Genomic DNA, 25,071 nt, shown 5'->3' on the forward strand with positions numbered 1-25,071 from the left:
TTCATCTTTGGGCCTAATCGCTACACCGGTCTGATGGGCTCAGATGGAGCGAATATTGAAGCAGTGCGGGAGATTAGCTTTATATGTTCATTGTGCCCGATCCGCAGGCAAAAGCCATCTACCAAAAGCGCGTGTTCCAGCTCCTGGGTTCGGCCTGCCTTTTATCATTGTTTACAGGATTGATGCTTTCGCCGGCTCGGGTCGCGTGTATGTTGACCACAGGTCAGTATACCGTTAACGTCGGTTCGACTTGCGTTGATAATACTGCGAGCTTTAGCTTAGTTTCTCGTAGCTCGCAAATTGCAACTCTCATTGTCCATGACGGTGGAGCTCTCACTTTCACGGGTGCAGACGTTGAAATCGGTGTCATTAGTGGTGCCAGACATTCCGTTCCCATTGGTTATCCTACGGGTGCTGGCAGTTTGATTGTCGACAGCAACCTTAAGAACAAAGCCGTGAATGGCACGAACCAATGTGCTTTATATGTCACCGGCTCGGGTTCCTCTGCAACTATCCCTGGTAATTTCATTGCTATACGTAATGGTGGATCAGGCGGGGCCGCTCTTCAGATAACGGCGGGCACCTCGCTCTATGTGGGCGGAAATACGCATCTCAATTCCAATGTGACCAACCCGTTGCGTTCTGGCGGCGTCAACAATTTTCAAGGGAAAGTTGTTGCGACAGCGACTGCAGCAACAGCGGTTGTGACCACCATGATCGATTCAGAGACTGAAATTATTGGCGAACTACGGGTGAATGCGCCTCATTCTACCGGTATTGGACACCAAATGAACGGCGGGTACCTGACCGCCAAACAGATCAGCACTGTGAGTGCCGGCGGTAACGCAATTGATTCAACTAGGGGAACAATATCCCTGGGGGGGCTCAGCCAGGGCGTGGTCGCCGGAAAAACAGTCGTTTCGATCGGACCGCAAGCGTCCTTTTCGTTAGCAAATGCTAAGGGCGTGATGGTAGGCGGAACTCAAGATCAAACCATCAGCCTTTCCGGAAACATCAGACGTGCATCATCGGCACTGCTTGGCAATACTGTTACCGGGCAGAAATCAGATGTTTAGTTCCAAAACGGCGCTGTTGTATCTGCGGCCTCTGGTGTCGGATATAAGGACAATGCTGGTGACGGGCCTTAGCCTTAACCACACATCTCCTGGCAGGATGCAAATGGCATGATGAGCCGTAGCCATTTGTATGGAATAGCAAATCTCTATTCCGAATTTCTCGATGGCACCAAGGTCGATGTTTCAGGCGTTGGTTTCACCTCAGAGCAGGAACGTGTTTGGGCCGGGCTAGGAGCGGGTGGGACTTCTAACTGGAGTGGAGACAAGTATTCGCTTTACGGCGAGGGCCTTATGACGACGAGCCTGAAGAATTTCGGAGAAAGTTATTTCTTTAAAGGAAATATGGGGTTCCGTTTGAAATGGTTACTGCTCGCCCTCGATTTCATTTGCAGCATTGGTCGGAACTCTCCGAGTTCGGGCGAACTACGTCTGAGCTGAATCGGACCCGCCTCCGATCGACACTTTGTTCGCCCGATGATCCATGCGCCAGCCTTGAATTTTGGAAAAGTGGAATGACCGAGTTTCAAATCAATAAAGTTCGAGAAACCATTATTGTTGTGAATGAGACGAACAAAGATACTATTCGCGAATGCCTGGATAGTATTCTGAAATCGAATATCTTCGGAAGATCATACCGCATTAAGATGTTTCTCCTCTATGTTGTGGATGAATCTCTCGAAGGGCGGGCTGCATTGCTAAAAGAATATAGCATTGCGGTCGATGTGTTTGGGAAAGGCGAGTTTACAAATTATACCGATGATTCAGTTGTACGGACGAGCGCAAATCGTCTCCGGCTCATGTTGGGCCAGTATTATGCAACAATTGGATCTGACGACGTCATTCGCATTGAAATCCCTAGAGGAAGTTACATCCCGCAATTTTACGCGATAGAACGCGTAAATGAAGACCACCCGACCTCTCAACCAACATCTTTGCAGCGTGATGAGCCTTTATTCCTGCCTGACCCGCACTGGGTGCTCAGAAAACAACCGCAGAGTAATTTGGCCAGCCGGCTCAACCAAAAATGGATAGTTACCCTCTCATTTTGTTTAGTTTTATCTGCCCTGTTCTTCTCCAGTCTATGGGCTTCGCAAGAAGAGAACTTACGCATATTGGTACGCAATACAGCTCCGCGTGGCGTGGTCACTCAGGAAGAGTTTGAATTCAAAAATTATCTGATCTCACATCTTTTGGAACAACAGCAGGCCCAGATACTGGATCCGAACATAAACTTGCAAAAGGCGACGCGCAAATCGGACTATTTTCTGGATGTTGAGCTATTTAAAAGTGGCAACAATACCAGCATTGTTTCCATGCTTGTTGAAGCTCGCTCGAACAGAATTGTCTGGATGGACACAGTTGCTCTGAATGACTCCCCTAAAACTCTTGAAACAGCGTCCACCAATCTGGCGCAGAAGGTTACCATAGAAGCGCTCAAGTTGCGTGCGAACGACTAGCGCGCAATTCCTTTCTACCAATGTTGGGTTCTTCCCTTCCATCGCAGACTAAGGCGCAGGAGAGGAACTGTTTTTATGTCTGCGACATTTTTGCAACGTATGAGGGAAATGTGTTTTTCAACACGTGCAATTCTACACTTTGATCTCGCTATAATCGGTGCATTAAGCTTAGCACCGCGCTGTTTCGGATCGGTCAAGAATGAGATCGAAGTCTCGGGATATGATCTTTTCGGTACAGAGCTCGACAAAATGACGTCTTCTTTGAAACTTGCATGAGCGATATTCATTTCAGCATTTTATGGAGATTTACGCCACAATACGGTCGACTGCGCCGCCCAAGCATGCATGTTCACTGCAAAAAGTGGCGGTGTATTACTGCTGGCTATCCAAAGTTCAGGGATAGAGCCGCACAATTGTTTCACCGCTATATGTCCGTCCTTGAGATTATCAGTCGACATCGGTTGTGCTTACTCGCGTTCAGGTTCGACATGAAGTGTCAGGAAGAGATATGATGTGATGTTGTTCGAGCTAATAAAGCAAGTTACGCATTAACTGTGTTTCATTGTGACTGACCTTCAGCGAGTCTGCACTCTACTTCGGTACAGAGTGTTGATGAGATTCCGTGCGGTCAATTCGAGGGGGAAAATGCGAAAACATACAGCTTTACTTTTCGGCAGTTGTTCCGTGCTCACATTCGTGGCGGTTTCTGCTTTTCCTGCATTGGCTCAGCAGGCTCCAAGCAATGCTGAACTTTATCAGATGGTTCTCACTTTGCAGCGAAACCAGGAGCGGATGGCCAATCGGCTTGAGCAGGCCTTGGCGGAAACTGCACGTCTTCGTCAAGAGTTGGCCACAGTCAATCAGGCGGTCGCTCAGAACCAGGTAGCTCTCCAGAACCAATCCGTTCAAGCGCGAATGTATGGCACGGGCCAGCAGCTCGCCGATAATCGCGCGGTTGCTGCACCTAATTTCTCTGTAGGATTTGGTGGTGGTGGCAATGGCGACGAGCAATTCGGCTACACCGAAGGTTCGGTTGCCGTGCCGCTCGGAGACAAATACGGCTTTCAGGTGGATGGTATCGGCGGTGTGACGAGCGAAAGCGGGTTCGCCGGAGCTGCAGCACATCTGTTTAGACGCGATCCGAAGAAAGGTGCACTTGGCCTTTACGGTAGCTATCTTTACAGCACCGGTACCTATGACAATGACGGTTTCCTTGAAAACGGTTATGTCAACAGCAAGTTAGGCGTCGAAGGGCAAGCCTATCTGGGCCGTTTCACGCTTGACGGGCTTGCTGGCATCGAGTGGAATTCGCTTGAAGAATCCTTTGATCCGTTCGCTCAAGGTCGCGTGAATTATTATGTGACTGATAATTTCAAGGTTGGTACCGGCTTAAATTATAGCGGTGCATTTGGCGGTTCCACGCAATTGGTTGGTGGTGCTGAGTATCTCACTGATTTCGGCGATGTTGCGACGACCCTTTACGGCGATTTGTCGTATGATCTCGATAAGAATAATCGAAGCGACAGTAATCGATTCTCAGCTATGGCTGGATTGCGTTTCCACTTTGGTACGCAAGGGAAAGCGACTACTCCTAAGACAGTATTCTGTAAAGATCCTTCGCAGAATTACTCATGTGACGTAACACCGGATCAGAGCGATTATTACGCCGATAAACCAGGGCGGACTCTCATCGAGCGTGATCGCAGCGACTTTATGCCTAATCGTCTTGGAACAGATGTTCGTAATCTGCCACGTCAGACGAGCGATGCGTGGGGACTGCCTGGTGTTCCAGGTGCACCTGGCGCTCCAGGTGCTCCAGGCGTAGGTACCCCTGGCGCCCCAGGTGTCCCAGGAATAGGCACTCCGGGCACTCCAGGCACTCCAGGCACTCCAGGCACTCCGGGTGCACCCGGGGTAGACGGAACGCCGGGCGCTCCTGGTTCAGACGGAGCACCAGGCGCACCAGGAGCAGAAGGACCAACAGGCCCAGCAGGTCCCGAAGGACCAACAGGCCCAGCAGGACCCGAAGGACCAACAGGCCCAGCAGGTCCCGAAGGACCAACAGGCCCAGCAGGACCCGAAGGACCAACAGGCCCAGCAGGACCCGAAGGACCAACAGGCCCAGCAGGACCCGAAGGACCAACAGGCCCAGCAGGTCCCGAAGGACCAACTGGCCCAGCAGGTCCCCAAGGACCAACAGGAACTCCAGGAGAGAGCGGCGCGCCGGGCGAACCTGGGCCTAACGGACCTCCCGGACCTTCAGGACCTCCCGGACCTCCCGGACCATAGGGATTTTAAGGTCCACCGAGGCGAGTTGGACTAGAGGGTTCACAGGGCTCCTCGAGAGTGGGCTTCTAAAAATTATGCTGACAAAGGGTGCTGCAGATATTACTCTGCAGCACCTTGAATGAGAGCGGGAACCATTTGAATGAGCGGTACAAGACTTGATTGCATGATCCAGGCGCCGAATCCTCCGCAGCTTATTGCAGCGGAAGGAACACGCGAATGGATGGATGATACCAATCATCATTTTGCTTATCGCTGTACTCCACTGTCAATTGCAAATGCGAGTGGCTGGGAATTATTAAACCCGGTGAGCATCACCGTGACTTGGAACGGACATAGCACAACAAATGACATAACATTTCGTGTGCATGAGCCAAATGTAACCCACAGGTTCATTAGTTCCACATTTGGCCACGGAATTGTGACCTTTCATCCTGGCTACGTCTTCAGAACGGATCCTGGCTGGATGGTCTGGGCTCGAGGATCTCCTAACAGAATGAAGGACGGGATTGCTCCGTTAGACGGAATGGTCGAAACGAACTGGCTCCCGTTCAGCTTCACAATGAATTGGCGTTTTACACGTCCAGGATCGGTCACGTTTGAAAAAGGCGAACCGTTCTGCTTCATAACTATGGTGCCTAGTGTAGCGATCGAACAGGTGCAACCTATTATTCGCCCTATGGAGGACGATCCGGAATTCCATAAGGAATATAAAGTTTGGACCAGCGAACGACGCTTGTTTAATGCTGGCTTGCAAATGAACGATGAACTGACGACGGAAGCCAAATGGCAAAAAAACTATCTGAGGGGCGCGTCGTCGACTGGAACTTCAGTAGCTGACGAAAACCATCGAGTTAAACGTACGCTAAAGTCTCCTATCCATATTGACGATTTGCGGCGTGCTCTCGTTGGAACTCAGTCGAGCGCCGATGAGTAATGTTGCTCTGAGGTTCGAACAGATGCGTAAGCGAGATCCACATTGTTTGATATTAAAACTAAACGGGGATTGCGCCGCGTAACGAAGGAATTGCTGCTCGGCGTTTTCTTTCTTACTCCAGTCATCATGTCCTCATGCACTACGGCGGATCAAAACTCGAGCGCTGAGCTTGCCCGGAAAACGGAGCAAGCTAAACTGGCTTATCGTAACGAGCCATATGAGGTATATCTTGTAGATCGAAGAAAGTTCGATTCTCGATTTTCACCCGTCGATGTAAAGCCTGCGGAACAACTCGCCGCTGGAACGATATTGATCGATACCTCGCAAAAGTTCTTGTATCTCTACAATGGGAATGGAACTGCCCGTCGTTATGGGGTTGCAGTCGGCGCTAGTGGTTATGGTTGGTCAGGCACGGCTGAAGTCGGGCGCAAAGCCACATGGCCAGCATGGCACCCCACCGATGACATGCGCAACAAAGCTCCGGGTTTGCCCCGACGGATAGAGCCAGGAACGCACAATCCACTCGGCGCGCGCGCCTTGTACCTTTATCAAAACGGTGTTGATACGCTTTACAGAATTCACGGCACATCGGAACCCTGGACCATTGGTACCGAGGCATCGTCGGGATGCATTCGAATGCTCAATGAAGATGTGATTGAGCTATACAATCTCGTTTCACCTGGTGCGACCGTAATTGTGAAGTGATCCTCTCTTTGTTGAGTAGTTTATCTGTTCAATGGTTAGAGGAAATTCTCCGCTACAATTACGGGTAAAGGTATCAACGGCTTCCACGATGTTGTGACTGCCCTCGCTAACGTCACCGTGAATAATGGCGGGTCGCTACATGGTTACGATGGAAATAGGGCTTCAATAAACTGATAAAAGGAAATAAGATGAGTGTATTCAGCTCGATTAGAAACGCAATCTTTGGGAAGGCTGTTGCGGCCGAAATCTCAGAAATCTCTGTTGTCACAACCGAAAACCAAGTGACATCAGATACAATCGAACAAGCGAAGCCAGTCAAGCCTTCTCAGCAAGTGGACGTTGCTGCCGTGCTGAACCGTGCGGTCGCTTCGAAGGGACAAACTTTACATTGGCAGACCTCGATTGTCGATCTGATGAAAGCACTTGACCTTGACTCCAGTCTAACAGCTCGGAAAGCCTTGGCTGCCGAATTTAATTTCACTGGCGATACAAACGATTCTGCATCTATGAATATTTGGCTGCATAAGGCACTACTTAGGAAACTTGCAGATCACGGCGGCGTGATTCCTTCTGACTTGATCAAGTAAAGCAAGAATAAAAATTACTTTTGGGGGTTACGTGATCCAATGAAGAAAGCAAAGGCTCCCAGCTTGTTCAATTGGATAGAAATCTAAGAATTCGCTGGTGAAATATACCATTGAAGGACAGGAATTTATCAAGACACCGTGGCTCCTTTTAAGATAGGCACTGCTTTACCCGCAAACACTAGGCAGTGCCTTACGCCTCTCCGGCAATTTGCCGGAGAGGCACAATCTCGACCAAAAAAAATTTGCTTCGACAGCTCTATAGTTGCCAACAGTAATTTTGGGCGGTTTGATGAGGGAAGTCGATGGACCCCGATAGGCAAATCGTCCTACCGTTAATCGCATGAACAGAAAGTTTCGCAATGGAACAAATACTAATCAATGTCGTGGCCGGTGCCCTGGGCGGTAACGCTGCTGGGAAAACTTCGTCGAATTTTGACATGGGAACCTTGGGAAACACCATCGCTGGGGCTGTGGGTGGTGGCGTACTAGGCCAAATTGTTACTCTACTGCTGCCAGCAATAACAGCTGCGGTGCAAACGGGTGATATGTCTGTCAGTGGAATTGTTAGCCAGCTTGTGTCTGGTGGGGCCGGTGGCGCTGTTCTTACAGCTATCATTGGCTTAATCAAAAATCGAAGTGCATAATAAGGGTAAGTTAAAAAATGACTCACAAGTTTGAAATCTATAAGGATAAAGCCGGAGAATACCGGGTTCGGTTCAAGTATAATAGTGAGATTATGTTCTCGACTGAAGGATATACCTCCAAAGCGAGTGCCCAGAATGCGATCGACTCGATAAAGAAGAACGGCCCGGCCGCTCCTATTGAAGATAATAGCTAGTACGATTCTCGACGGCCCGAGGTTTGAGTTTAGAGCGACGGGCGTGACTTATGTCTAGACCTGAGCTGGTGTAAATAACCTTCGCTAGTGATCATAACCAAAGATCGACCGTTGGTAGAAGAAAAGCGGCCCGCTACATCCCAAAGCGGGTCGTGAATTAAGCCGAGACTTCTATGCAACAAGAGGCTTGGGCGTGTACGTCACGTCATCTACCGCATCGATTTGTAATTCTTCGTCTAACCAGGTGCCATCACGTAATCAATTCACTCTTGATGGAGTTCATCTCTCTGACTAAGAGAATACCAAAGTTATTTAACTGAGAAGGTCGTAAGTCTCCCATTTGAGGATCAGACAAGATTTTGATCGTTCGCGATACAAAATTTGCAGGAATTCTCTTAGAGATTCCTGATAAGTTTCCGAATTTAAGAACTCTAAATATATATACTAGGATCAATGTCTACCCAACCAATTTCCATGGCCGATTTGCAAAGAACATCGTGCGGAAAGACATGAATTTCTCGTTTCAGAGCCTTAGAGCCTGAATCATAATGAACGTAACGATATCAGGCTCTTGCGATCCTTCTCGTGAGGATCGGATACTTGCGATGTAGATCCACGCTTCGGAGGAAGAGATGGTTTTCTCGAAGTCTTTGGCCAGTCTGCGACACCGTCCCAGCCATGCAAATGTGCGCTCGACAACCCATCGGCGTCGGAGTAATTCGAAACCTTCAACGTGATCGGACCGCTTGACGATTTCCAGTGTAAACTTACCAACCTTGTCCAGCCTACCTTTGAGCTTTGGTCCTGAGTAGCCACCGTCAGCAAAGATATGTCGCAACCACGGCCAACGTTTGAGAATGGTTTTCAAGACACCCGGCGCACCGTCTCTGTCCTGAATGCCCGCGGAATGGATCACCAGGCCAACCATCAAACCGAGTGTGTCAACAACGATGTGGCGCTTGCGACCGTTGATCTTCTTCCCCCGCATCAAAGCCTCGTATTCCGCCACTTTCGGTGGTCTTCACCGACTGGCTATCGATCACGCCAGCGGTCGGGCTGGACTGCTTTCCGGTCAGCTCGCGCGCAGCCATAACAAGCGTGTTGTTGAGGGCGCGCAACGTGCCTTCATCCCTCCACCGTGAGAGTATTTCTGCACCGTGGAAAACGGTGGAAAGTCCGTCGGCAAAAGCCGCCACGCACCACCCGAAGAAGCTATATAAAGAAGTGCGTTAACTACCTCACGCAGGTCTGTCTTTCGAGGACGTCCAAGCCGTCTGGGGGCTGGCATCAATGGTTCGATGATGGACCATTCAGCATCTGTTAAATCACTTGCGTAACGTGAATTCCGGCGTTCATACTGTCGGCGAGCGGTTTCAGTCCAGGCCATCGTGATCTCCATCGTATGTCAGAAATCCGATTGAATCATAACCTGCTGAAATCGCTCAACCCTTTTTGGAACAGGCTCTGAGACTGATCCCTGCTCGGCGAAGGAACCAATAAAAAACTCCAGTTGCTGTCACTCCTGTAACCACGGCCCAGCCGAAGCTGGAGCTTTGACTGGTGAACGGTAGGCCTGTCGTATTCATGCCGAATATTCCCGCGATCAAGGTTCCGGGGAGCAATAGCGCACTGACGACAGCCATAACTTTTAAACTTCGATTAGAGTCATCGGCAAGTTCGGAGGCGATTTCATCCTGAAGAAGGCGAGCTCGGTCGTTCACCATCAGAATCTCCCGATCTAACCGCTCTAGCCTGAGAAAAAGCCGTATAAGTACAGCGTGGGCTGAATCAGACAGTGCCCAGCCCAGTCTAGGAGCGGCGTTATATTATTTCGGGTGAACTGTTTTGAGAAATCCGATAGAACAGGGCTTTTCTATCGAACTTCATTTTCGATGCGGTGACGGGAGAGGAGAGCGGCCGAGATTATTAAAAAATGGTAAAATCAAGAAATTGAATTAGGCTCTATCGAGTGGAAACAGGGATGGATGCACTTGGCTGCTGCAACACATTGTTTGGTGCCTTGAAACATTTGCTGCAAGTCATGTCTCTAGAACTGAATGCCCGAAGCACAATCGTTCTTGCCAAGATATGCTGCATCGACAAGCACGCGCTGAACCGGATAGAGGTGTAATGCCGTTCCTTCGCTAGAGAAACGACTTGTGAATTTTCATCTACTATTGAGAAATAAGCCTGCTCAAGCCGTTGGACACACGTACGAACTTTGAACAGTAGCGCCAGCCGGTAACATCTGTGATAAATCTCGATATGCTCGAGATTGTGCATCTTTTAACAAAACTAGATAGCGTGAGCGTTCATACAGCGGTCGTTGCCAGCCGGGACGGGGATCGATAACAAGTATCCTTGCAAGTGCGTGGCGCCCGCGGATCGAGCGCGTGCCGCGTGTAACGGTGTTTCAATACCCTCGACCACAATCGCAGGCACATAACAACTCGCGAAATTCACAATGTGTGCCAATGCATCGCGGGTACCACCGTCAGTGAAGCTGGACTGAACAAAGAACCGATCTACTTTGACAATGTCGAACTTAGCGACGGCAAGTAAGTGAGGAGATGAATAACCCGTGCCAAAATCATCAAGCGCAAATTTGCATCCAAGTTCGCGAAGATCTGTAATCGCGCGACAGAGAACGGCAAGGTTGCTTATTTCACGTGTTTCGGTCACTTCAAGGACAAGACGTGGCGCTAAGTGCGCTCTTGCAGCGATCTGTCTATAAAGAATCTCGTATCTTTGAAGATCTTTAAAGTTATCTGCGGATAAATTGCAGCCTAGGCTTATTGATGGGTCTCGGTCCAACTCGTCAAGCACGAGCTGAAGAATATGTCGGTCAATCAGCGGGCTTTCGCCGAAGGCTTCTAATGTTGGCATGAACATGCTCGCACCATGAGCATTTCCTTGCGCATCGTATAATCGCGCAAAACATTCATTATATAAGATACTCTGCGAGTCTTCGACGTTAAACACTGGCTGAACCGAACGGCCGATGCGCCCCTCATTTATCGCTAGCTGTACGATCCTTATACATTCTGGATCCAAGCAATCCACATTGCCAAACATGCCCCGTTTCCCTTTAGCAAAAGCTATTCCCTTTTTGTATTCTAACCTCACACTTATGACTTAGGAAGGTCATGTAACGGTTACTTTACGAAAGTAACGTTAAAGCCTGGAGAAAGATCATACGCATTCACAGAATTGCTTCACTTGAGGAGCAAAAGGATGGGTGCAAATCAAGCCGGTGCAACAATGCGGCAACAGGTATGACGGCAAGTGCGTTTAGCAGGCGATACGAGCAACATGAATCCACGAAGAATTAATCGCATATGGTACGCCGCAAATCATCGACGTGCGTACAAAGATAACATCTCATTATCGAACATAGATTCTATAATTTATTGAAACAGATTGTTGGCTCTTGCCAGAGAATTGCCGCTGTTGGAAAAGGAAGGTTCAAAAAAAACCCCGGCAGCGGGGGCTAAACCGGGGCGCGCTGGCTTGATTGTCACACCTCACCTTCGCAAAATTATCATGGCACAAATCGTAGGAACTGCAAAGGCAGAGCCAGTACTCGGGAATTTAAACGACTTTATCAAACGCGACCGTTAAACTACGAGTTTGTTGGCGCACTGGTAAATGAAATGCTTTGTGACAAGCAATACTTCGATCAATCAGATTGAGTTTTGAATTAACTGAATTCCGTGTCAAATAACTGTTTTTATTGGCAGAAAATGGCATAACGCCGAAGATCTGGATAAGCATCAAAGTGGCTTGTCATTAGTTCGTTCTCCGCTTTCCGATAGTTTTGATGGCAACTCTGTGACACTTTTGTGACTGAAGATCTCATCTTGGACGTAACGGTTTCATGCAACCCCGAATGCAAAGGAAATTATCATGTGACTGTTACATTGAGAATTTTGAGCTCTTACCGCTTCCTAACTCCACGCAATTCTGGAATATTATATTCAAGCGAGAACAGTCGGACCCCAAAGCCGACTTACGCCAGCCGTGTATACCCCGTACCAATACCCACCGCACGGCTGGCGGCTTTCTCGCTTCAGCGACAAACTCGTAATCGGTTCAAGAATGCAGTTTCGTACTCATCTTTTAAGTGCAAAATTAGTGTTTGTATTCAGTGAGAAGAGGGTAAGGAACGGACAAGTGCGCGGCACCTTTTCAAGCGATGCTCAATGCTTACTCGAAGACTATATCAATCCGAACGTCTGAGATCGCTCGCGTCCGGCTCGATATTCATTTGTCAGCACATCAAATGCACGCTTCAGAAAACCGGCCGTTCCATGCGTCGGTCGGGTAATCTTGCGGAACCAACGTTGATATAAAGCCTTACCTTGCAAACGCTCAGAGTATGATGATCCGACAGCGGAGGTAGCGCATTATCGCGCCAAACATTGATTAAAGGAAGTTTTGTCCGGACCGCACACTATGAAAAAATTTGCCTGCCTCTCAACCACTCTTCAAACACATACAGTTGTGAAAGAAACAGAAATAATTGAGGTCAGCTTTTCAGCTTCGGGCGACTATAGTCGTGATCTTTCATTAATTTATCCATTCGCAGCACATTTGGTTTCTAGAACCTCCAGGCCTGAGTTCTCTAGTGTTGCTGCAATCATTCGTCTCCACATGAACATAGACAAGCTCATGACGCTTCACATCTATTGAAACATAAGGCGCATCCAAACTAGATTGCTCAATAGCAGTATCCTTCTCGAATAAAATCATCTCTTTGTGCGATCAAGATCCGCGATCCAGGATCTGTGATGTATATTCAAAGATCGAAAGGCGATACGATATGGAATTAACAGTTACGTAAGGTTGTATTCCTCTTTTAAAGTGTGCGCTAATACTCACGCGAGTGTCCGCGCGCGTCGCGCCGGGCTAGGGGAGGATTTAGGGGATTCTGTATGGTTTCTACGATCGACGATTTGGGATATGTTTAAAACTCTCTCATCGAAGTTCTCGAGCTTCGACAGTTCAACCTTTGAGTTTCAGATGAACCGGATTCTTTAGCGCCCTCGTCGGCGATCTTTGTAAGGCCCGGGAAAATTCCACAATTGTTGGGTATTGCCAATATTGGGGCAGGGGGAAGACTTGTTAAAATCTATTGAGACAAAAGTCGGCCGTGTCCCAATCTCATGCGCGTGCAATCTTATAGTAAATTCCTCACTATTTCGGTTGATCGCGTTCTGTTTTGCCTCTCGCTTGTTTGCAGGCTAATCACAACCGTTGTTAACGCCTTCGATAGTGGCAGTATTTGCTCTCGGTGGTTCTCAAAACGGAACGCTGACTAATACACACTGTAGGGTGAGTCATGTTCAATACGGGCATCAAGAACTTTCGCGACAGCTATTCAATCAAGGGGACTGTTGGCTTCCGAATGAAGTGGTGATGCCAATTCTGGAACAGCGGTAAGGTAAACTTGGAGCCAAATAAATTGTCTTTGGCAAGAATAGAATGTTGGCCGGTGAGAAGAGAAAGTCGTCTATTCGATGGTCGAAGGCGATCTGGTTAATGGTTTGGGTCCAGGAAAAATTATTGAAAGGCTTTGAATGAGATCGCGGCAGCGAGACCTTTCGAAGCCAGAAAATATATGCACAAGCAAACGGGGATAAAAATGCCGCATTCGACTTCAATTAAAGCCACGAAGAATATTAGAATTGTAAAATTCGGTATCTATCCGTTGTTGTTATCAACGATGGCGCTGGTATCTACAGCAATTCCAGGTTTTGCAGCCTGTGTATCCTCTGGCCCTGGATCATACTTGTGCTCTGGAGTTGAGACAACAGGTCAGACAGTCGGCGGTCTTTCCACTGATACCATTGTGAGTTTTGCGCCTGGGTCGTCGATTGCCTCGACCGACAATTTAGGTCTGCAGGTTAGGGGAGCAAACATTACCTACTCTGATCTGTCCGACACAGAGATTGGAAGTGGCTATGCAGGGTTGAATTTTAATTCAGGTGACACTGCCAATATCACGATCAATGGCGTTGTTTCCGCGGAGCAAGCGCTAGAGGTTTCAAGCTCATCTGGGGGACGGATTACTATTGTCAATAGGGGTACGATAGAAGGACATACCATATGAGTATTGAATACGCATCATCACTCCCAAATGAAAGAGTACTGATGAATATTCGATGAGAGAGTGCATAGCAATGGTCTCAAGTCTATAAAATAGCGTGAAGGTAACCGTACTTGCTCATAAAAACTAGAATAAAGAATTCATACTTCCAAGCACAGATCGTCAGGTAAGACTTTTGAGTTGCGGAGTGCTAATCTCACGCAAACAGCCCACCGACAAGTAATGCCAGTTATGTTGAAAAAATCATACCAAGAAAAAAGCGGACTGATCTTTCCGTCATTCATAGGCAGTTTTATATTTTAATCCTTTTCATGATAATGAAATTAGTGGAGCCACTGTGGCTCGCTCACTCCGACATTTTGAATATGCGTAGCGCCGGCGATCGCCACACAACGTTCTTGCGTTGGTGTTTCAATTCCCTCCACAACTATCGTTTCGACATGGTGCTTGGCAAGCGCTATAACTTTGGCGAGTTCCATGGTTTCAGAAAGTGAAGGAGCTTTTGGATTTATGAAAAATGCATCAATTTTGACGATGTCGAAATGGGCCAATTGCATAAAATTGAAGCTATTTTTTGCAGAAAATCCTTTTAGAGCTAATTTGCAACCCAGTGCTTTAAGCTCTCGTAATGCACGACTAAGCAAAGCTAAATCCGTCTCAGAATCGGTTTGGTTAATTTCGAGGACAAGCCCTGTCGCTAATTTGAACCGCAACACAATTTGTTCACGTAACAATTCATAAGCTTCGTAGTCAGCGAAATTGTCAATTGACACGTTACATCCCAAAAGGGACGGCGCACTGAGTTCCAATCCGTCAAGTGTCAACTTTAAGATGTGGCGGTCGACAAGGGGACTCTCACCAAGTGCTTCCAGCGCGGGCATAAATTCCGGACCATCATGGACGTTACCGCTTTCCGTCCACAACCGAGGAACACACTCGCTATAAAGCAATTGGTGTGAAGAAACGCCGACAATCGGTTTCGCCACATAGGCTAGGCGATTTGCGCGGATCGCATCTGCTGCAATATTGATGAATTCCATGTCGAGACAATCAATATGGTCAAACATGCCATTCCTCCTGAAGACAGATATTCCTCAGTGCCACTTAGGGCAGCTCTTAATTATCTTTTACCCGGTTTTTCTCCCACAGACCTATGACGAAGAGAATTCCTGTTGTAATCCATCCAAGTGTTAGAAGTTGCGCGTCCTTGCCAAGGGCTGCGACGGCTACCAGCATAACAACGCCTGCGACGTGCGACAACGGTATACGACCGTAAACCACGAGTTTGTAAATTGCGCTCCCCAATAAATAGATTACCGGACCGATTGCGATTACCATGATTTGCGCAGATGATGCGAGCTCGGAAGGATGTTCCATAGCAAGGTCATTGCCAACAGCGCTAACGATAATTCCAAAAATCAAAAGTGCATGGATATAGTGATAGTTTGCTCCTACTTTACCGGGATTGTCAGATTGTGTAATTCGCATCGTCGCATCTTTGCTCGATGTTGCAAAGTAGAGCCACCACATCGCGATTGTGCCCAAGAACGTCGCAAGCATCGCTGATAATTCTGCGCTGTTCCATACCTCAGTCCCTGCAAGAGTGGCACCGGTAGCGAGCAGGCTCTCGCCAAATGCCACAATTACGAATAGCTGGCATCGCTCGGCTAAGTGTCCGCCTTCAATTGTCCACTCGCTTGCGCGTGATCTTCCAAGGCCCGGAAGAGCGAAACCGAACATTGGGGAGACATATTCACAGATGGCTGCAATGACCCACAGAACCAGTCGTAGCTCATGTTCAGCAAAAGCTCCACCAATCCAGAAACATCCAGAGATACAGAGCCACCCGAGCATCCGACGATAGTTCGCCGAAAGGGGGTGATCACTTCCGAGCTGCCAAGCGATAAACAGGGTACGTCCAACCTGCATGGCCACGTAACAACCTGCAAAAACAACCCCGCGATTTCCGAATGCCTCAGGAATCGAGGCCGCCATAACAAGCGCTAATCCCATACTCGCAAAGAGAACGAAACGCATTTGTGGGCGTTCGGGATTAAACCAGTTGGTAACCCAGCATGTATATTGCCATCCCAACCAAACTGCGAACCAAAGCACCAATGTCTCAGTCGCGCCCCACAGTGTAAGATGGTGCAGGAGCGTATGACTGAGCTGGGTGACAGCAAAAACATATACAAGATCGAAGAAAAGTTCTTCGTTTGCTACATGGGCGTGATGCCCATCGCGGATGCGCAACAGTGAATGGAGGGTTCTAGCCATGAATAATACTCAGCGTGCATAGCGCGAGATGATGAATGCAGCCAAAACTGCGGGTACCAGAAATACGATAATGAGGATAGGCAGCTCTTCTTTGACAGAATATCCAGCTTTCTCGACGCCCACCCACAAGTTCGTGATAGCGATGATCGCCCAGACGGGTATGAAAAGTTTCGCGACTGTAGCGAAGTCGGGCGTGCTTCCACCCCACAGTTTTCCAAACAATAAGAACAGGCCGAGAAGGACGACCCCACCAAATATGACTAAGACTACATGCATATGCGCTCCCTATTTCTAAATGAGTGCTTTACATCGATCCCCGGGAGATCAGATTACGGAAGGACCGAAGGAAAGCTGCTATTGTTTCCCGAGATGACTAAAGAATACATCTCGAATTAAGTAAGTAGCAAGGCATTACGTCGTGGTTTAGCCGCCATTAACAAGGATTGTTTGGCCAGTCGTCCACCAATCGTCGGAAACCAATAAGCGAATCCATGGAACAATATGCTTGATGTCTGTCAGACCGGTCTTGGAAAAGCCGGATAGTGCCACTACTGCTTTATGGTAAGCCTGCGCATCTGCACCTCCGGCTGGGTAGAAGAAGGGCGTTCCATTGGGCCTGGGCCAATGGCTGTAACCGAGGTGCCTCGTTCACCAAACTCCTTTGAAGCTGCGCGGGTGAAGTGTTCGACTGGCGCCTTTGTTCCAGCATAGCTCGAATAAAATGGGGTGTACGCACCAAGCAAAGACGTTCCAAGCGTACAAATCTTGCCGTTGTCATTGAGATGTTTACCGGCTTCCTTGATGAAAAAGAATGCTGCTTTAGAATTGACGTCGGTCATTTCGTCGTTTTCGGCTTCCGAAATATCAGCCATCGGCTTCTTCAGAACTTTTCCAACGGTGTTGATTGCAATAACAGGCTTTCCCAAAGCGGCCGCATCGTCTGCAAAAAGTTTTTCAACCGCTCCTGCCGTTATCAAGTTTGCCTGAAATGCCACTGCCTCAGCGCCAGCTGCTTTCACGGCAGCGACGGTCTCTTCCGCCTCTGCCTTACTTGCGGCACTGTTGTAGTGAATTGCGATTGCTCTCGCGCCATGTGTTGCGAGATCTCTAGCGATGAGGCCACCGAGATTTTTGCCGCCACCAGCAATAATTGCCGTTTTGCCTTTAATAGAATGATTAGCCATTGGGCACCGTCCATCAGAGTTAGTCCGCGAAAGTGGAACTCTTGGGTAGAACACTAGAGTTGCTTAGGACGACCCATTGTTGGGAGGTTACAAGACGTTAAAGGCGGATAAAATGGCGCGAGACTGAACGAAAAAACAGTGACATTGGGCATTTTGGCGTAGTGAGCGTTAGAAAGTGCCTGCAATCCGCTGTTCACACAACTAGGCCCTGCTCAGTGAGGAACTTGTTCTTGTCTGCAATTGAAAAACGCCTTGGGCGCCTTGATGATGAGGTGTTGCGGTGTATACGTAATTTCGTTCCGTAATGAAGCAATCCCATGAGGTGTGCGGGATCATCTTTCTCGCTATTGAAGGCACGATAGTTTTTCTGAGCGCACATTAAATCGTAGGCAAAAAACAAAGTCACCTTATCATCGGCCTCTGATCGGGATATCTGAGCATATATCTTGTGGAAAAGCAGCCGTTAAATTCATCTGTAACGGTTAAAACGCGTTGTAGAATTCACAGAGTATTCCTCATAGTTTAAGTGTTTTAACGGAAGTGAATGAACTGACCTGTGCCGAACCAAAAAAATGCCAGTAATTCATCTGGAATTTGAGTGGGTCGTCGAAGAGCGGCTCTTTGACACTTAGAGGCTTTAATACATGGTGAACTCGGCCCTAGAGTGGTCCGTACCGATGCTATTACTAATTTGCGGTGCATCACTTGTAATTGCCGCGAGGATAAATTTTACAAGCGCTAAATGGGGATATGGTCTTTGCCTTCTAGGCGTTGGCTATTGGCTAATGTTGTTTCGAACCGACGCATTCTCCATATACAAGCCTATATTCGAAGATGCGTTCATAATTGCGGGAGTTGCGGCCTGCTGCCACGCATTTTATGAGCGATTTGATCTAAAGGTCAGCTACAAGTTCACATACATCACCGCAACTGCAGCTGTAATATTGGCGTCATTGTCGTTGATCTTCTATAAAAACGTTAGGCTAGAAAGTTTAGCGATAATGGTTAGCGTTGCTTTACTGCTCGCGGATTGTATTTGGAGGATCAGAAATATAAAACTTAGGCACTCCGACTTTGTATTGTGCCTAGTCTTCTGTATTGTGATTGCTGCGATGCTTGCTCAAGCGGTCGCTTATATATTTGTGCACGATTTACCGCCGATTGTCGGTCTATGGAGTGAATCTATCTGGGGTGTGCTCCTGCAGTATACCGCGCTCTTCAGTGCTGTGATGCTCGTAATAGCTGTTTTGTTGGCAGCAAATCTCGATTTGATGTCACGACGGAACGATAAGGAGATGGCTGACCAGCATGTGTATGCGTTTCAATCAGATGCTAACGGTTCTGCAGGGGCTAATGTCGACTTACTTCGGCCGAATGGTTTGAAGCAGCGGAGAGTGTGCTCATTAGAAGATATTCTAACAGACGATGGACTCAGGATCCAAATCGCGATCACCCTTACGAGGATATCTCAATCCAAGCGATTTTCTTCGTCGCCAAGGCAAAAGGAGTTTCTTAACTATATTGTTGAGGAAACACTAATGAAACGGGCTGATCGGATTAAGGAATATACGATTGCCCTCGATGTCTATGGGCGTAAGGTTGATAACGATCTGATGGGCGATTCAGTGGTTAGGACGGCGGCTAATCGCTTAAGGTTGAACCTCGATGCGTACTTCAAGGAAGAAGGCCAATGGGATCCTGTGCATATCACTGTCCCGAAAGGTGGATATACGCCTCAGTTTTGGCTCTGATGGATGTGCGAGTGTTGCAAGCGGTGGTGTGTTGAATGAATTCCGATGACATTCTCGGCGGCGCTCTCTGCGTCACGACGTGAAATCAGCAGCTGGGGGACATGCGGCGCGCATTTTCCGGAATGTAACCGTTACATGGGCGTTTTCGCGTTGCGCTGCGTGTGCCCGCGCGAGCATAATTGTAGGCTAACTTCTAGCCTGAAAAGTTCACATCGTTGGGAGGGCTGAATAAAACTAAAGGTAACTCTCAAAGATCTTATGAACGATCGAACTTATTGTCGCGAACAATACGTTGCGCTTTTAAACGTTCCTGATTGAAGAGAAACTTTACTAGCTCGTCAATGTCGCTGCGTTGGTTACCTAAATTCTGATCAAACGCAAGTAGGAAAATTACATTGCCCGAGTTTGTCGGTTCAATGGGCGGACACGGCGATCGATGCCATCGGGGTCGAACAGGTATCTCGATATTAGCGCAGATGGTCGGCGTTGTTTTCAAGCTAGGGTTCTTTTTCGGAGTTTGGATGAAGAGTGGAATGACGGACGACGAAGTCGATAGAGGCGGCGAAACCCCAATCGACATCGATGAGAATAGAAAAAAAATAATAAGAGGCTATCTGGAAGACATCTTAAGGTCCGACACATTCAGGCGATCCTATCGGATGAAAGCGTTCCTGATCTACATCGTTGAAGAGGCGTTGGCGGGTCGATCGGCGATGTTGAAGGAATACAGCATTGGCGTGGACGTTTTCGGCAAGCCTGGTCTCACTGAAGCCGCAGATGATTCCGTTGTTCGAACCAGTGCAAAGCGATTGCGGCTGTTGCTAGAGCAGTATTACGAGAATGCTGGAAAAGCCGATACAATCCGAATTATGATACCAAAAGGCGGCTACAGCCCGTTGTTTTATGAAAACCAACCATACCATTTAAGCCTCGGCCGCGAGCTGAGACTGGCCGCCCAAGTAAGTGATGGTGGACGTAGTTTCGATCCAACCAGCACAGGAAATGTATTCTGCGACGAAAACCATGAGGAAAATCGAAATATCCGGCCGGCAGCAAACCGATGGCTGATTGGAGGTTGTTTGTTGGCAATCTTAGGTCTGTTACTCGTTATACAGTTTTGGACCAACAATGATCGGGCATTGAGTATCCACGTTCGCTACAAACCAGTGCAAGGAGCCATGACCTTAGCTGATTTCAAGTTTAAGAATGGCTTGATTTCCAACCTGGTGGCATTGGGAAAAGCGGACATCATCGAGACATCGTCTCAACCACAGAGGATAACGAGGAATGACTACTTTCTGGATGTCGAACAATATCGAGTTGGGGACAGAAACATTGTAGTATCGCGACTTGTCGAGGCTTTTTCCAACAGGATCGTCTGGAATACCACGATGATTGTTTCACAGGAAAGCGAAGGTATCGATGTTGAAGCTACAAGCTTAGCGCATAAAGTTGCGGCAGAAGTTGTCAGATTACATAACAGAAGTCTTGCGGATGCAAATTAGTTTGCTGTTACAGGGACCGGGAGTAACCGCCAAACGACTTGGTTCTTCATCGCAGCCCAATTGTTAGGGGTGACATCACTCTAACAGGCGGTAACAATTCGAATGTCAATAAAAGTTAATAGGTGTGACGGTGATAGGGGGTTATTTTTAGAATATAACCTCTCCTGAGTGATTGAGTTAGGCTAAACTATCGTTATCTGCTTTCAATAGTTTTGGGGAGATTTCAGAATATCTGATTTTTTGGAGTAGCAGGAAGGCACAATAGAAGCGGCTGAAGCGGCGTGCCACTTAACGTGGCATTGTTCTCAAGCCTAATCGGCCCTACTTTTGCTTGTTTATCAGAAATTCACAGCAGCGCAGAGCTATGCTCGGACAATGTGCTGGCGTGGATGCGCGTTGTCCATCACCCCCTGTCTTGAGACGCGGACAACGCGTAGCCCCCTCAAGGTTTACCTTGAGGGGGCCCCTCAGGAAGCTGCTTTGTTGCAGATGTAGTGAAGTTCGTGGGAAACCATCAAGGTTTAGCAAATCAGCCGTAACGTTCAGATCAGTTTTGGTGCCGGGATTTTAAAGTAAGTGGACGACAAGCGAAAATTTGAAATGACAAAATCCCGAAAGGCTAATTGGCTGCGAGATTCAGAAAACTGCGCCTATGTGCAACATGATGAGGGGTGGCGAATTGTCTTCGACGAAACAGTTCCTCAACTGCAATAAATTTACCCGAAGATAGCAAGATACTTGCGAGCGTGATTGATGCCAGATACCCAAGTGAAACTCGCCAGACTACAATATATTGGTTTTAGGCTCTCCGAGCTTTTGATGCAAAGCCAATCAATGTCTTTTGCCGTTCAGATTATAGAGGGGAAACCAGAATTGATCGTTCATAAAGAAGGCACGGTGACAATAACAGGCTCTGATAAGTTGGAATTCATTGCAAAAACGACGGATTGTGAAGTTCGTATAGTCCACGATAACGATGATTTTTTGATTGAACATATCATTGTGCATTATATCCACCGGAGGGAAGGCTTAATTTACTGAGTTTCAAGCTTCTACGCAGGCGGATGTTTGCGTTGTGGGAGGGAGGGGACCGGGCGGACCACGGCGCTTGAGCTTGCTCGCAAGGGTGTCAATGTTGTGCTTCTTGAAGCGCAGGAGACCGGATTTGGCGGCTCAAGTCGCAATGCGGGCCATTGTACGCCGACATTTAGCTACTAGATGCTTGGTGAGCCGTGGGTCGAGCGCATAATCCGACGACAGACGCGCGCTAATGACCACGTCATTGAAATGATTTCTCAATACAAAATCGACTGCGAGTGGGTCCAGAACGGCTATGTGATGGGGCATTAAGGCCAGGCGCAATGAGTTCGATACAATATAAGAACGAGATCTATTCGGCGGTTGGCGCCCACTGCTGTGTCATAGATAAAGACGAAGTAGAAGCTCTTTCGGGTGGCCCACGTTTTTATGGCGGCTGGTATCACAAGGAGGGGCAGCACATGAATCCCCTATCTTACGCGCGAGGATTGGCTCGAGCCGTGTTGCAAGAAGGCGGGCGCATTTTTACCGGTTCACCTGTCCTGGATGTGGTGCAAAAGAATGGTTGTTGGGAGATTCGTACAGCAGGCGGTGCTGTGCTTGCAGACAAAGTCATTTTTGCAACCGGCGCTTACACCGTTGGAGGTTGGAAAAATCTCGACCGGAGCTTCCGTATTATGAAGGTCTTTGTCGCTGCGACACAACCTATTGATCCAGGGATACGGAAATCCGTCTTGCCTGAGAATACGACGATGCATCATGGTCGTGGAGATATCTACGTCTATAAATATAATCGCGAAGGACGTATTGTAGCGTCTATGTTTCCGATGGGAGAACGTGGTTTCGACCAGGACTATGCGCGCCAAGTCATGACTGATCGCCAAAGGTTTCTACATCCTCAGATTAAACAGGATATCCGCTGGGAGTATTTCTGGTTCGGCGAGCTTGATATGCAGCAGCGAACAAATCCGCGTCTTTACAACCTCGCACCCGGCATTGTTGCCTGTACGGGGCTTTCCGGACGTGGCGTACCCACGGTCTATGCTCGGCGGAAACTTGTCAGAATGGGCGCTCGGTAAGCCAGATCATGAATTGTCCTTGAAGCTTGAACCCTTGCATAAGGCACCCTTCTACATGTCGTTTGCACCTCAGATGCAGCTTCGATATTTCAGATGACTTTGCCGCAAGCATATTTTCATTACGGAGAGGAGAGAAGCGGGAAGCTTCCATTCAAATTACAGTTGGATCGGCATTTACAATTTCTGCGAAGTTAGGTGATGGCGGTGGCGCCCGATATTCTCACGGCGAGCGGGATTGTACCGCAAATAATACAAGGATGTTCCCGGTTGCGTCCACGGTTGAGACCATGCGATAGCCGTACTCAAATATCCCAAAGGGCTTCATTGAAGACCAAATGCCAAAGAGGTTCGCCTTCGCTACGATGACTAATGCGCACTTGGCATCAAGCGTAATGACAGACTGACGTGCTTGTTTTTGCTAGGTGACTTTGAAGGTGGAGGCAATTGTTTCTAAGATTCTGTTATTGAAACTTCAAACTATCCCATTAAAAGTTTTAGCGCAGCGGTTTGCACCGTGGACGGACGGCGCCTGAATTCATTGAGTGGAGTTTTGAATGAACCTGTATGATCTGATTGTGGTTGGTAGCGGGCCGGCAGGGCGGCGGGCCGCGATACAGGCGGCTAAACTCGACAAAAGTGTGCTTGTGATCGAGCAAGGTAGGCGCGTTGGCGGCGTTTCAGTGCATACTGGCACGATCCCGTCAAAGACTCTTCGCGAGACTGCGTTGAATTTATCCGGATGGCGGGAACGAGGATTTTATGGCCAGGCATATCGAGTAAAGCAGGAAATCCTTGCCGACGACCTACGCCGTCGTTTGTTGATCACGTTAAACCATGAAGTTGAAGTGCTGGAACACCAGTTTGCCAGAAACCGTGTCGCACTCATATACGGCCGCGCGCACTTTATCGCATCCGATACGATGGAGGTGGTTAAGGAAGATGGTGAAACGACAGTCGTCTCAGCAAAATCGATTATTCTAGCCGTTGGCACGAAGCCGTTCAGACCAGATCACATTCCATTCGATGGCGAGGTGGTTTTAGACAGCGATGAATTACTCGATGTGAAAGAGCTTCCGCGTTCTATCGTCGTTATAGGCGCTGGGGTGATTGGTATTGAATACGCCACATTTTTTTCCGCCCTGGATACCGCGGTTACGCTAATCGATCCTAAAAGTACAATTCTAGATTTTATTGATCGAGAAATCGTCGACGATTTTACCTATCAGCTACGCGACCGTAACATGAAGCTTCTGCTCGGCCAAAGGGTGAACAAGGTTGAGCGACTTGCATCCGGTAAGGCCTCAGTTGTCGTTGACACGGGCCGCACGATCAATGCCGACATGGTTCTGTTTGCGGCCGGTCGTACGGGGGCGACGGGCTCACTAAACCTTGCCGCCGCTGGTCTTCACGCTGACGACCGAGGCAGATTGAAGGTGAATCCAGAAACATTCGAGACAGATGTGCCCGGAATATTCGCAGCTGGTGATGTGATCGGCTTTCCAAGCCTAGCTTCAACTTCCATGGAACAGGGGCGTATTGCAGCCCGTGTCGCAGTAGGAGCAATTGCAAAGGAGCCACAAAAATACTTTCCATACGGCATTTATGCTGTGCCTGAGATTTCAACATGTGGTCTGACAGAAGAAGAGGTGAAGGAGCGGGGCATTCCTTATGAATGCGGCGTTGCGCGTTTTCGCGAGACTTCGCGCGGTCATATTATGGGATTGGAAGCAGGTCTGCTCAAACTCATATTCTCGTTAAAAACGCGTCGTTTGCTTGGTGTCCACATTGTTGGCGAAGGCGCAACTGAACTCGTCCACATCGGTCAGGCTGTTCTCAATCTCAAAGGCACGGTCGAATATTTTGTTGAAAATACCTTCAATTTTCCTACATTGGCCGAAGCCTATAAAATAGCTGGGTTAGACGCTTGGAACCGCATGGGTGAAAAAGTAGAACTTCAAGCGCCACCACAATCGTGACCACTGCGATCCGCGCCGTGTTGCGCTGAGCTTCCAATCCGATCACCCAGAGCGGTTTATTCTAGTTTTCGTAGGAATATCCCTGAAATTAGGGATATGCATGCTGTTAGCGATTGCTTAAATTCCGCTGCGGGAACGGGTTGCTTGAAATGATATTTTGAGTAAACTGCGTCGGGGCGGCTTGGAAATATTGTGAAATTACCGGATGGGTTCGGTGATTTTGCTTTTGTGTGAATAATTACCGCCTCCAATTAAAGAACGGGGCA

General features: G+C 48.2%; 20 protein-coding genes and 3 pseudogenes. 16 read left to right on the top strand and 7 right to left on the bottom strand.

Going from position 1 to position 25,071, the window contains the following annotated elements; genetic code table 11:
- The first annotated feature begins 83 nt into the window (after positions 1–83).
- The 9 genes from KMS41_24820 to KMS41_24860 all read left to right on the top strand — a co-directional run bounded on the left by KMS41_24820 (position 84) and on the right by KMS41_24860 (position 7,886).
- Positions 84–1,076 (top strand): hypothetical protein, encoded by a 993-nt coding sequence (locus tag KMS41_24820; GenBank protein ID QWK81706.1) that lies wholly within the window; start codon positions 84–86, stop codon positions 1,074–1,076.
- Between the two features lie 108 nt (positions 1,077–1,184).
- On the top strand, positions 1,185–1,514 hold the full coding sequence (locus tag KMS41_24825; GenBank protein QWK81707.1) for an autotransporter outer membrane beta-barrel domain-containing protein: 330 nt from the start codon (positions 1,185–1,187) through the stop codon (positions 1,512–1,514).
- Between the two features lie 74 nt (positions 1,515–1,588).
- Complete coding sequence (locus KMS41_24830; GenBank protein ID QWK81708.1) at positions 1,589–2,533, top strand: hypothetical protein; 945 nt, start codon at positions 1,589–1,591, stop codon at positions 2,531–2,533.
- 645 nt (positions 2,534–3,178) lie between these two features.
- Positions 3,179–4,822 (top strand): hypothetical protein, encoded by a 1,644-nt coding sequence (locus KMS41_24835; GenBank protein QWK81709.1) that lies wholly within the window; start codon positions 3,179–3,181, stop codon positions 4,820–4,822.
- A 139-nt stretch (positions 4,823–4,961) separates the two neighbouring features.
- Entirely contained in the window at positions 4,962–5,756 is a 795-nt protein-coding gene (locus tag KMS41_24840; GenBank protein ID QWK81710.1) for a hypothetical protein, read from the top strand.
- Between the two features lie 126 nt (positions 5,757–5,882).
- Entirely contained in the window at positions 5,883–6,461 is a 579-nt protein-coding gene (locus tag KMS41_24845; GenBank protein ID QWK81856.1) for a L,D-transpeptidase, read from the top strand.
- Between the two features lie 188 nt (positions 6,462–6,649).
- Positions 6,650–7,048 (top strand): DUF3597 domain-containing protein, encoded by a 399-nt coding sequence (locus KMS41_24850; GenBank protein ID QWK81711.1) that lies wholly within the window; start codon positions 6,650–6,652, stop codon positions 7,046–7,048.
- A 359-nt stretch (positions 7,049–7,407) separates the two neighbouring features.
- Positions 7,408–7,692, top strand: a complete 285-nt coding sequence (locus KMS41_24855; GenBank protein ID QWK81712.1) for a hypothetical protein — start codon at positions 7,408–7,410, stop codon at positions 7,690–7,692.
- 17 nt (positions 7,693–7,709) lie between these two features.
- A complete protein-coding gene (locus KMS41_24860) occupies positions 7,710–7,886 on the top strand; it encodes a YegP family protein (GenBank protein QWK81713.1) in 177 nt (58 codons plus the stop codon).
- 563 nt (positions 7,887–8,449) lie between these two features.
- On the opposite strand, the pseudogene KMS41_24865 reads toward KMS41_24860, so the two are convergent.
- The 3 genes and pseudogenes from KMS41_24865 to KMS41_24875 all read right to left on the bottom strand — a co-directional run bounded on the left by KMS41_24865 (position 8,450) and on the right by KMS41_24875 (position 10,961).
- A pseudogene (locus tag KMS41_24865) lies at positions 8,450–9,273 on the bottom strand (IS5 family transposase).
- A gap of 55 nt (positions 9,274–9,328) precedes the next feature.
- Positions 9,329–9,694: a hypothetical protein gene (locus KMS41_24870; protein ID QWK81857.1), complete on the bottom strand. Its 366-nt coding sequence runs from the start codon at positions 9,692–9,694 to the stop codon at positions 9,329–9,331.
- Positions 9,695–10,181: 487 nt separating this feature from the next.
- The gene (locus tag KMS41_24875) at positions 10,182–10,961 is read right to left on the bottom strand and encodes an EAL domain-containing protein (protein QWK81714.1); all 780 of its coding nucleotides are present in this window, start codon (positions 10,959–10,961) and stop codon (positions 10,182–10,184) included.
- Between the two features lie 348 nt (positions 10,962–11,309).
- Here KMS41_24875 and KMS41_24880 point away from each other — a divergent pair, with 348 nt between their 5' ends.
- The gene (locus KMS41_24880; GenBank protein ID QWK81715.1) at positions 11,310–11,507 is read left to right on the top strand and encodes a hypothetical protein; all 198 of its coding nucleotides are present in this window, start codon (positions 11,310–11,312) and stop codon (positions 11,505–11,507) included.
- A 1,954-nt stretch (positions 11,508–13,461) separates the two neighbouring features.
- A complete protein-coding gene (locus KMS41_24885) occupies positions 13,462–13,998 on the top strand; it encodes a hypothetical protein (GenBank protein QWK81716.1) in 537 nt (178 codons plus the stop codon).
- Between the two features lie 320 nt (positions 13,999–14,318).
- Here KMS41_24885 and KMS41_24890 read toward each other — a convergent pair whose 3' ends face one another.
- From KMS41_24890 to KMS41_24905, 4 genes and pseudogenes are all read right to left on the bottom strand, one after another.
- On the bottom strand, positions 14,319–15,062 hold the full coding sequence (locus KMS41_24890; GenBank protein ID QWK81717.1) for an EAL domain-containing protein: 744 nt from the start codon (positions 15,060–15,062) through the stop codon (positions 14,319–14,321).
- A 49-nt stretch (positions 15,063–15,111) separates the two neighbouring features.
- Entirely contained in the window at positions 15,112–16,272 is a 1,161-nt protein-coding gene (locus tag KMS41_24895; protein ID QWK81718.1) for a low temperature requirement protein A, read from the bottom strand.
- 9 nt (positions 16,273–16,281) lie between these two features.
- The gene (locus KMS41_24900) at positions 16,282–16,548 is read right to left on the bottom strand and encodes a hypothetical protein (protein QWK81719.1); all 267 of its coding nucleotides are present in this window, start codon (positions 16,546–16,548) and stop codon (positions 16,282–16,284) included.
- Between the two features lie 147 nt (positions 16,549–16,695).
- Positions 16,696–17,456: pseudogene (locus KMS41_24905) on the bottom strand (SDR family oxidoreductase).
- A 1,112-nt stretch (positions 17,457–18,568) separates the two neighbouring features.
- On the opposite strand from KMS41_24905, the gene KMS41_24910 reads away from it, so the two are divergent.
- The 5 genes and pseudogenes from KMS41_24910 (at position 18,569) to sthA (ending at position 24,805) form a co-directional block, all read left to right on the top strand.
- The gene (locus tag KMS41_24910) at positions 18,569–19,207 is read left to right on the top strand and encodes a hypothetical protein (protein ID QWK81720.1); all 639 of its coding nucleotides are present in this window, start codon (positions 18,569–18,571) and stop codon (positions 19,205–19,207) included.
- A gap of 395 nt (positions 19,208–19,602) precedes the next feature.
- Positions 19,603–20,712 (top strand): hypothetical protein, encoded by a 1,110-nt coding sequence (locus KMS41_24915; protein ID QWK81721.1) that lies wholly within the window; start codon positions 19,603–19,605, stop codon positions 20,710–20,712.
- Between the two features lie 753 nt (positions 20,713–21,465).
- Positions 21,466–21,753 (top strand): hypothetical protein, encoded by a 288-nt coding sequence (locus KMS41_24920; GenBank protein ID QWK81722.1) that lies wholly within the window; start codon positions 21,466–21,468, stop codon positions 21,751–21,753.
- Positions 21,754–21,787: 34 nt separating this feature from the next.
- Positions 21,788–22,926, top strand: a pseudogene (locus tag KMS41_24925) (FAD-binding oxidoreductase).
- A gap of 457 nt (positions 22,927–23,383) precedes the next feature.
- Positions 23,384–24,805 carry a Si-specific NAD(P)(+) transhydrogenase gene (sthA, locus tag KMS41_24930; protein ID QWK81723.1) on the top strand — a complete coding sequence of 474 codons (1,422 nt, stop codon included), beginning with the start codon at positions 23,384–23,386 and terminating at the stop codon, positions 24,803–24,805.
- Positions 24,806–25,071 lie beyond the last annotated feature (266 nt).

This window comes from Ochrobactrum sp. BTU1 (assembly GCA_018798825.1).
Classification (GTDB): Bacteria; Pseudomonadota; Alphaproteobacteria; order Rhizobiales; family Rhizobiaceae; genus Brucella.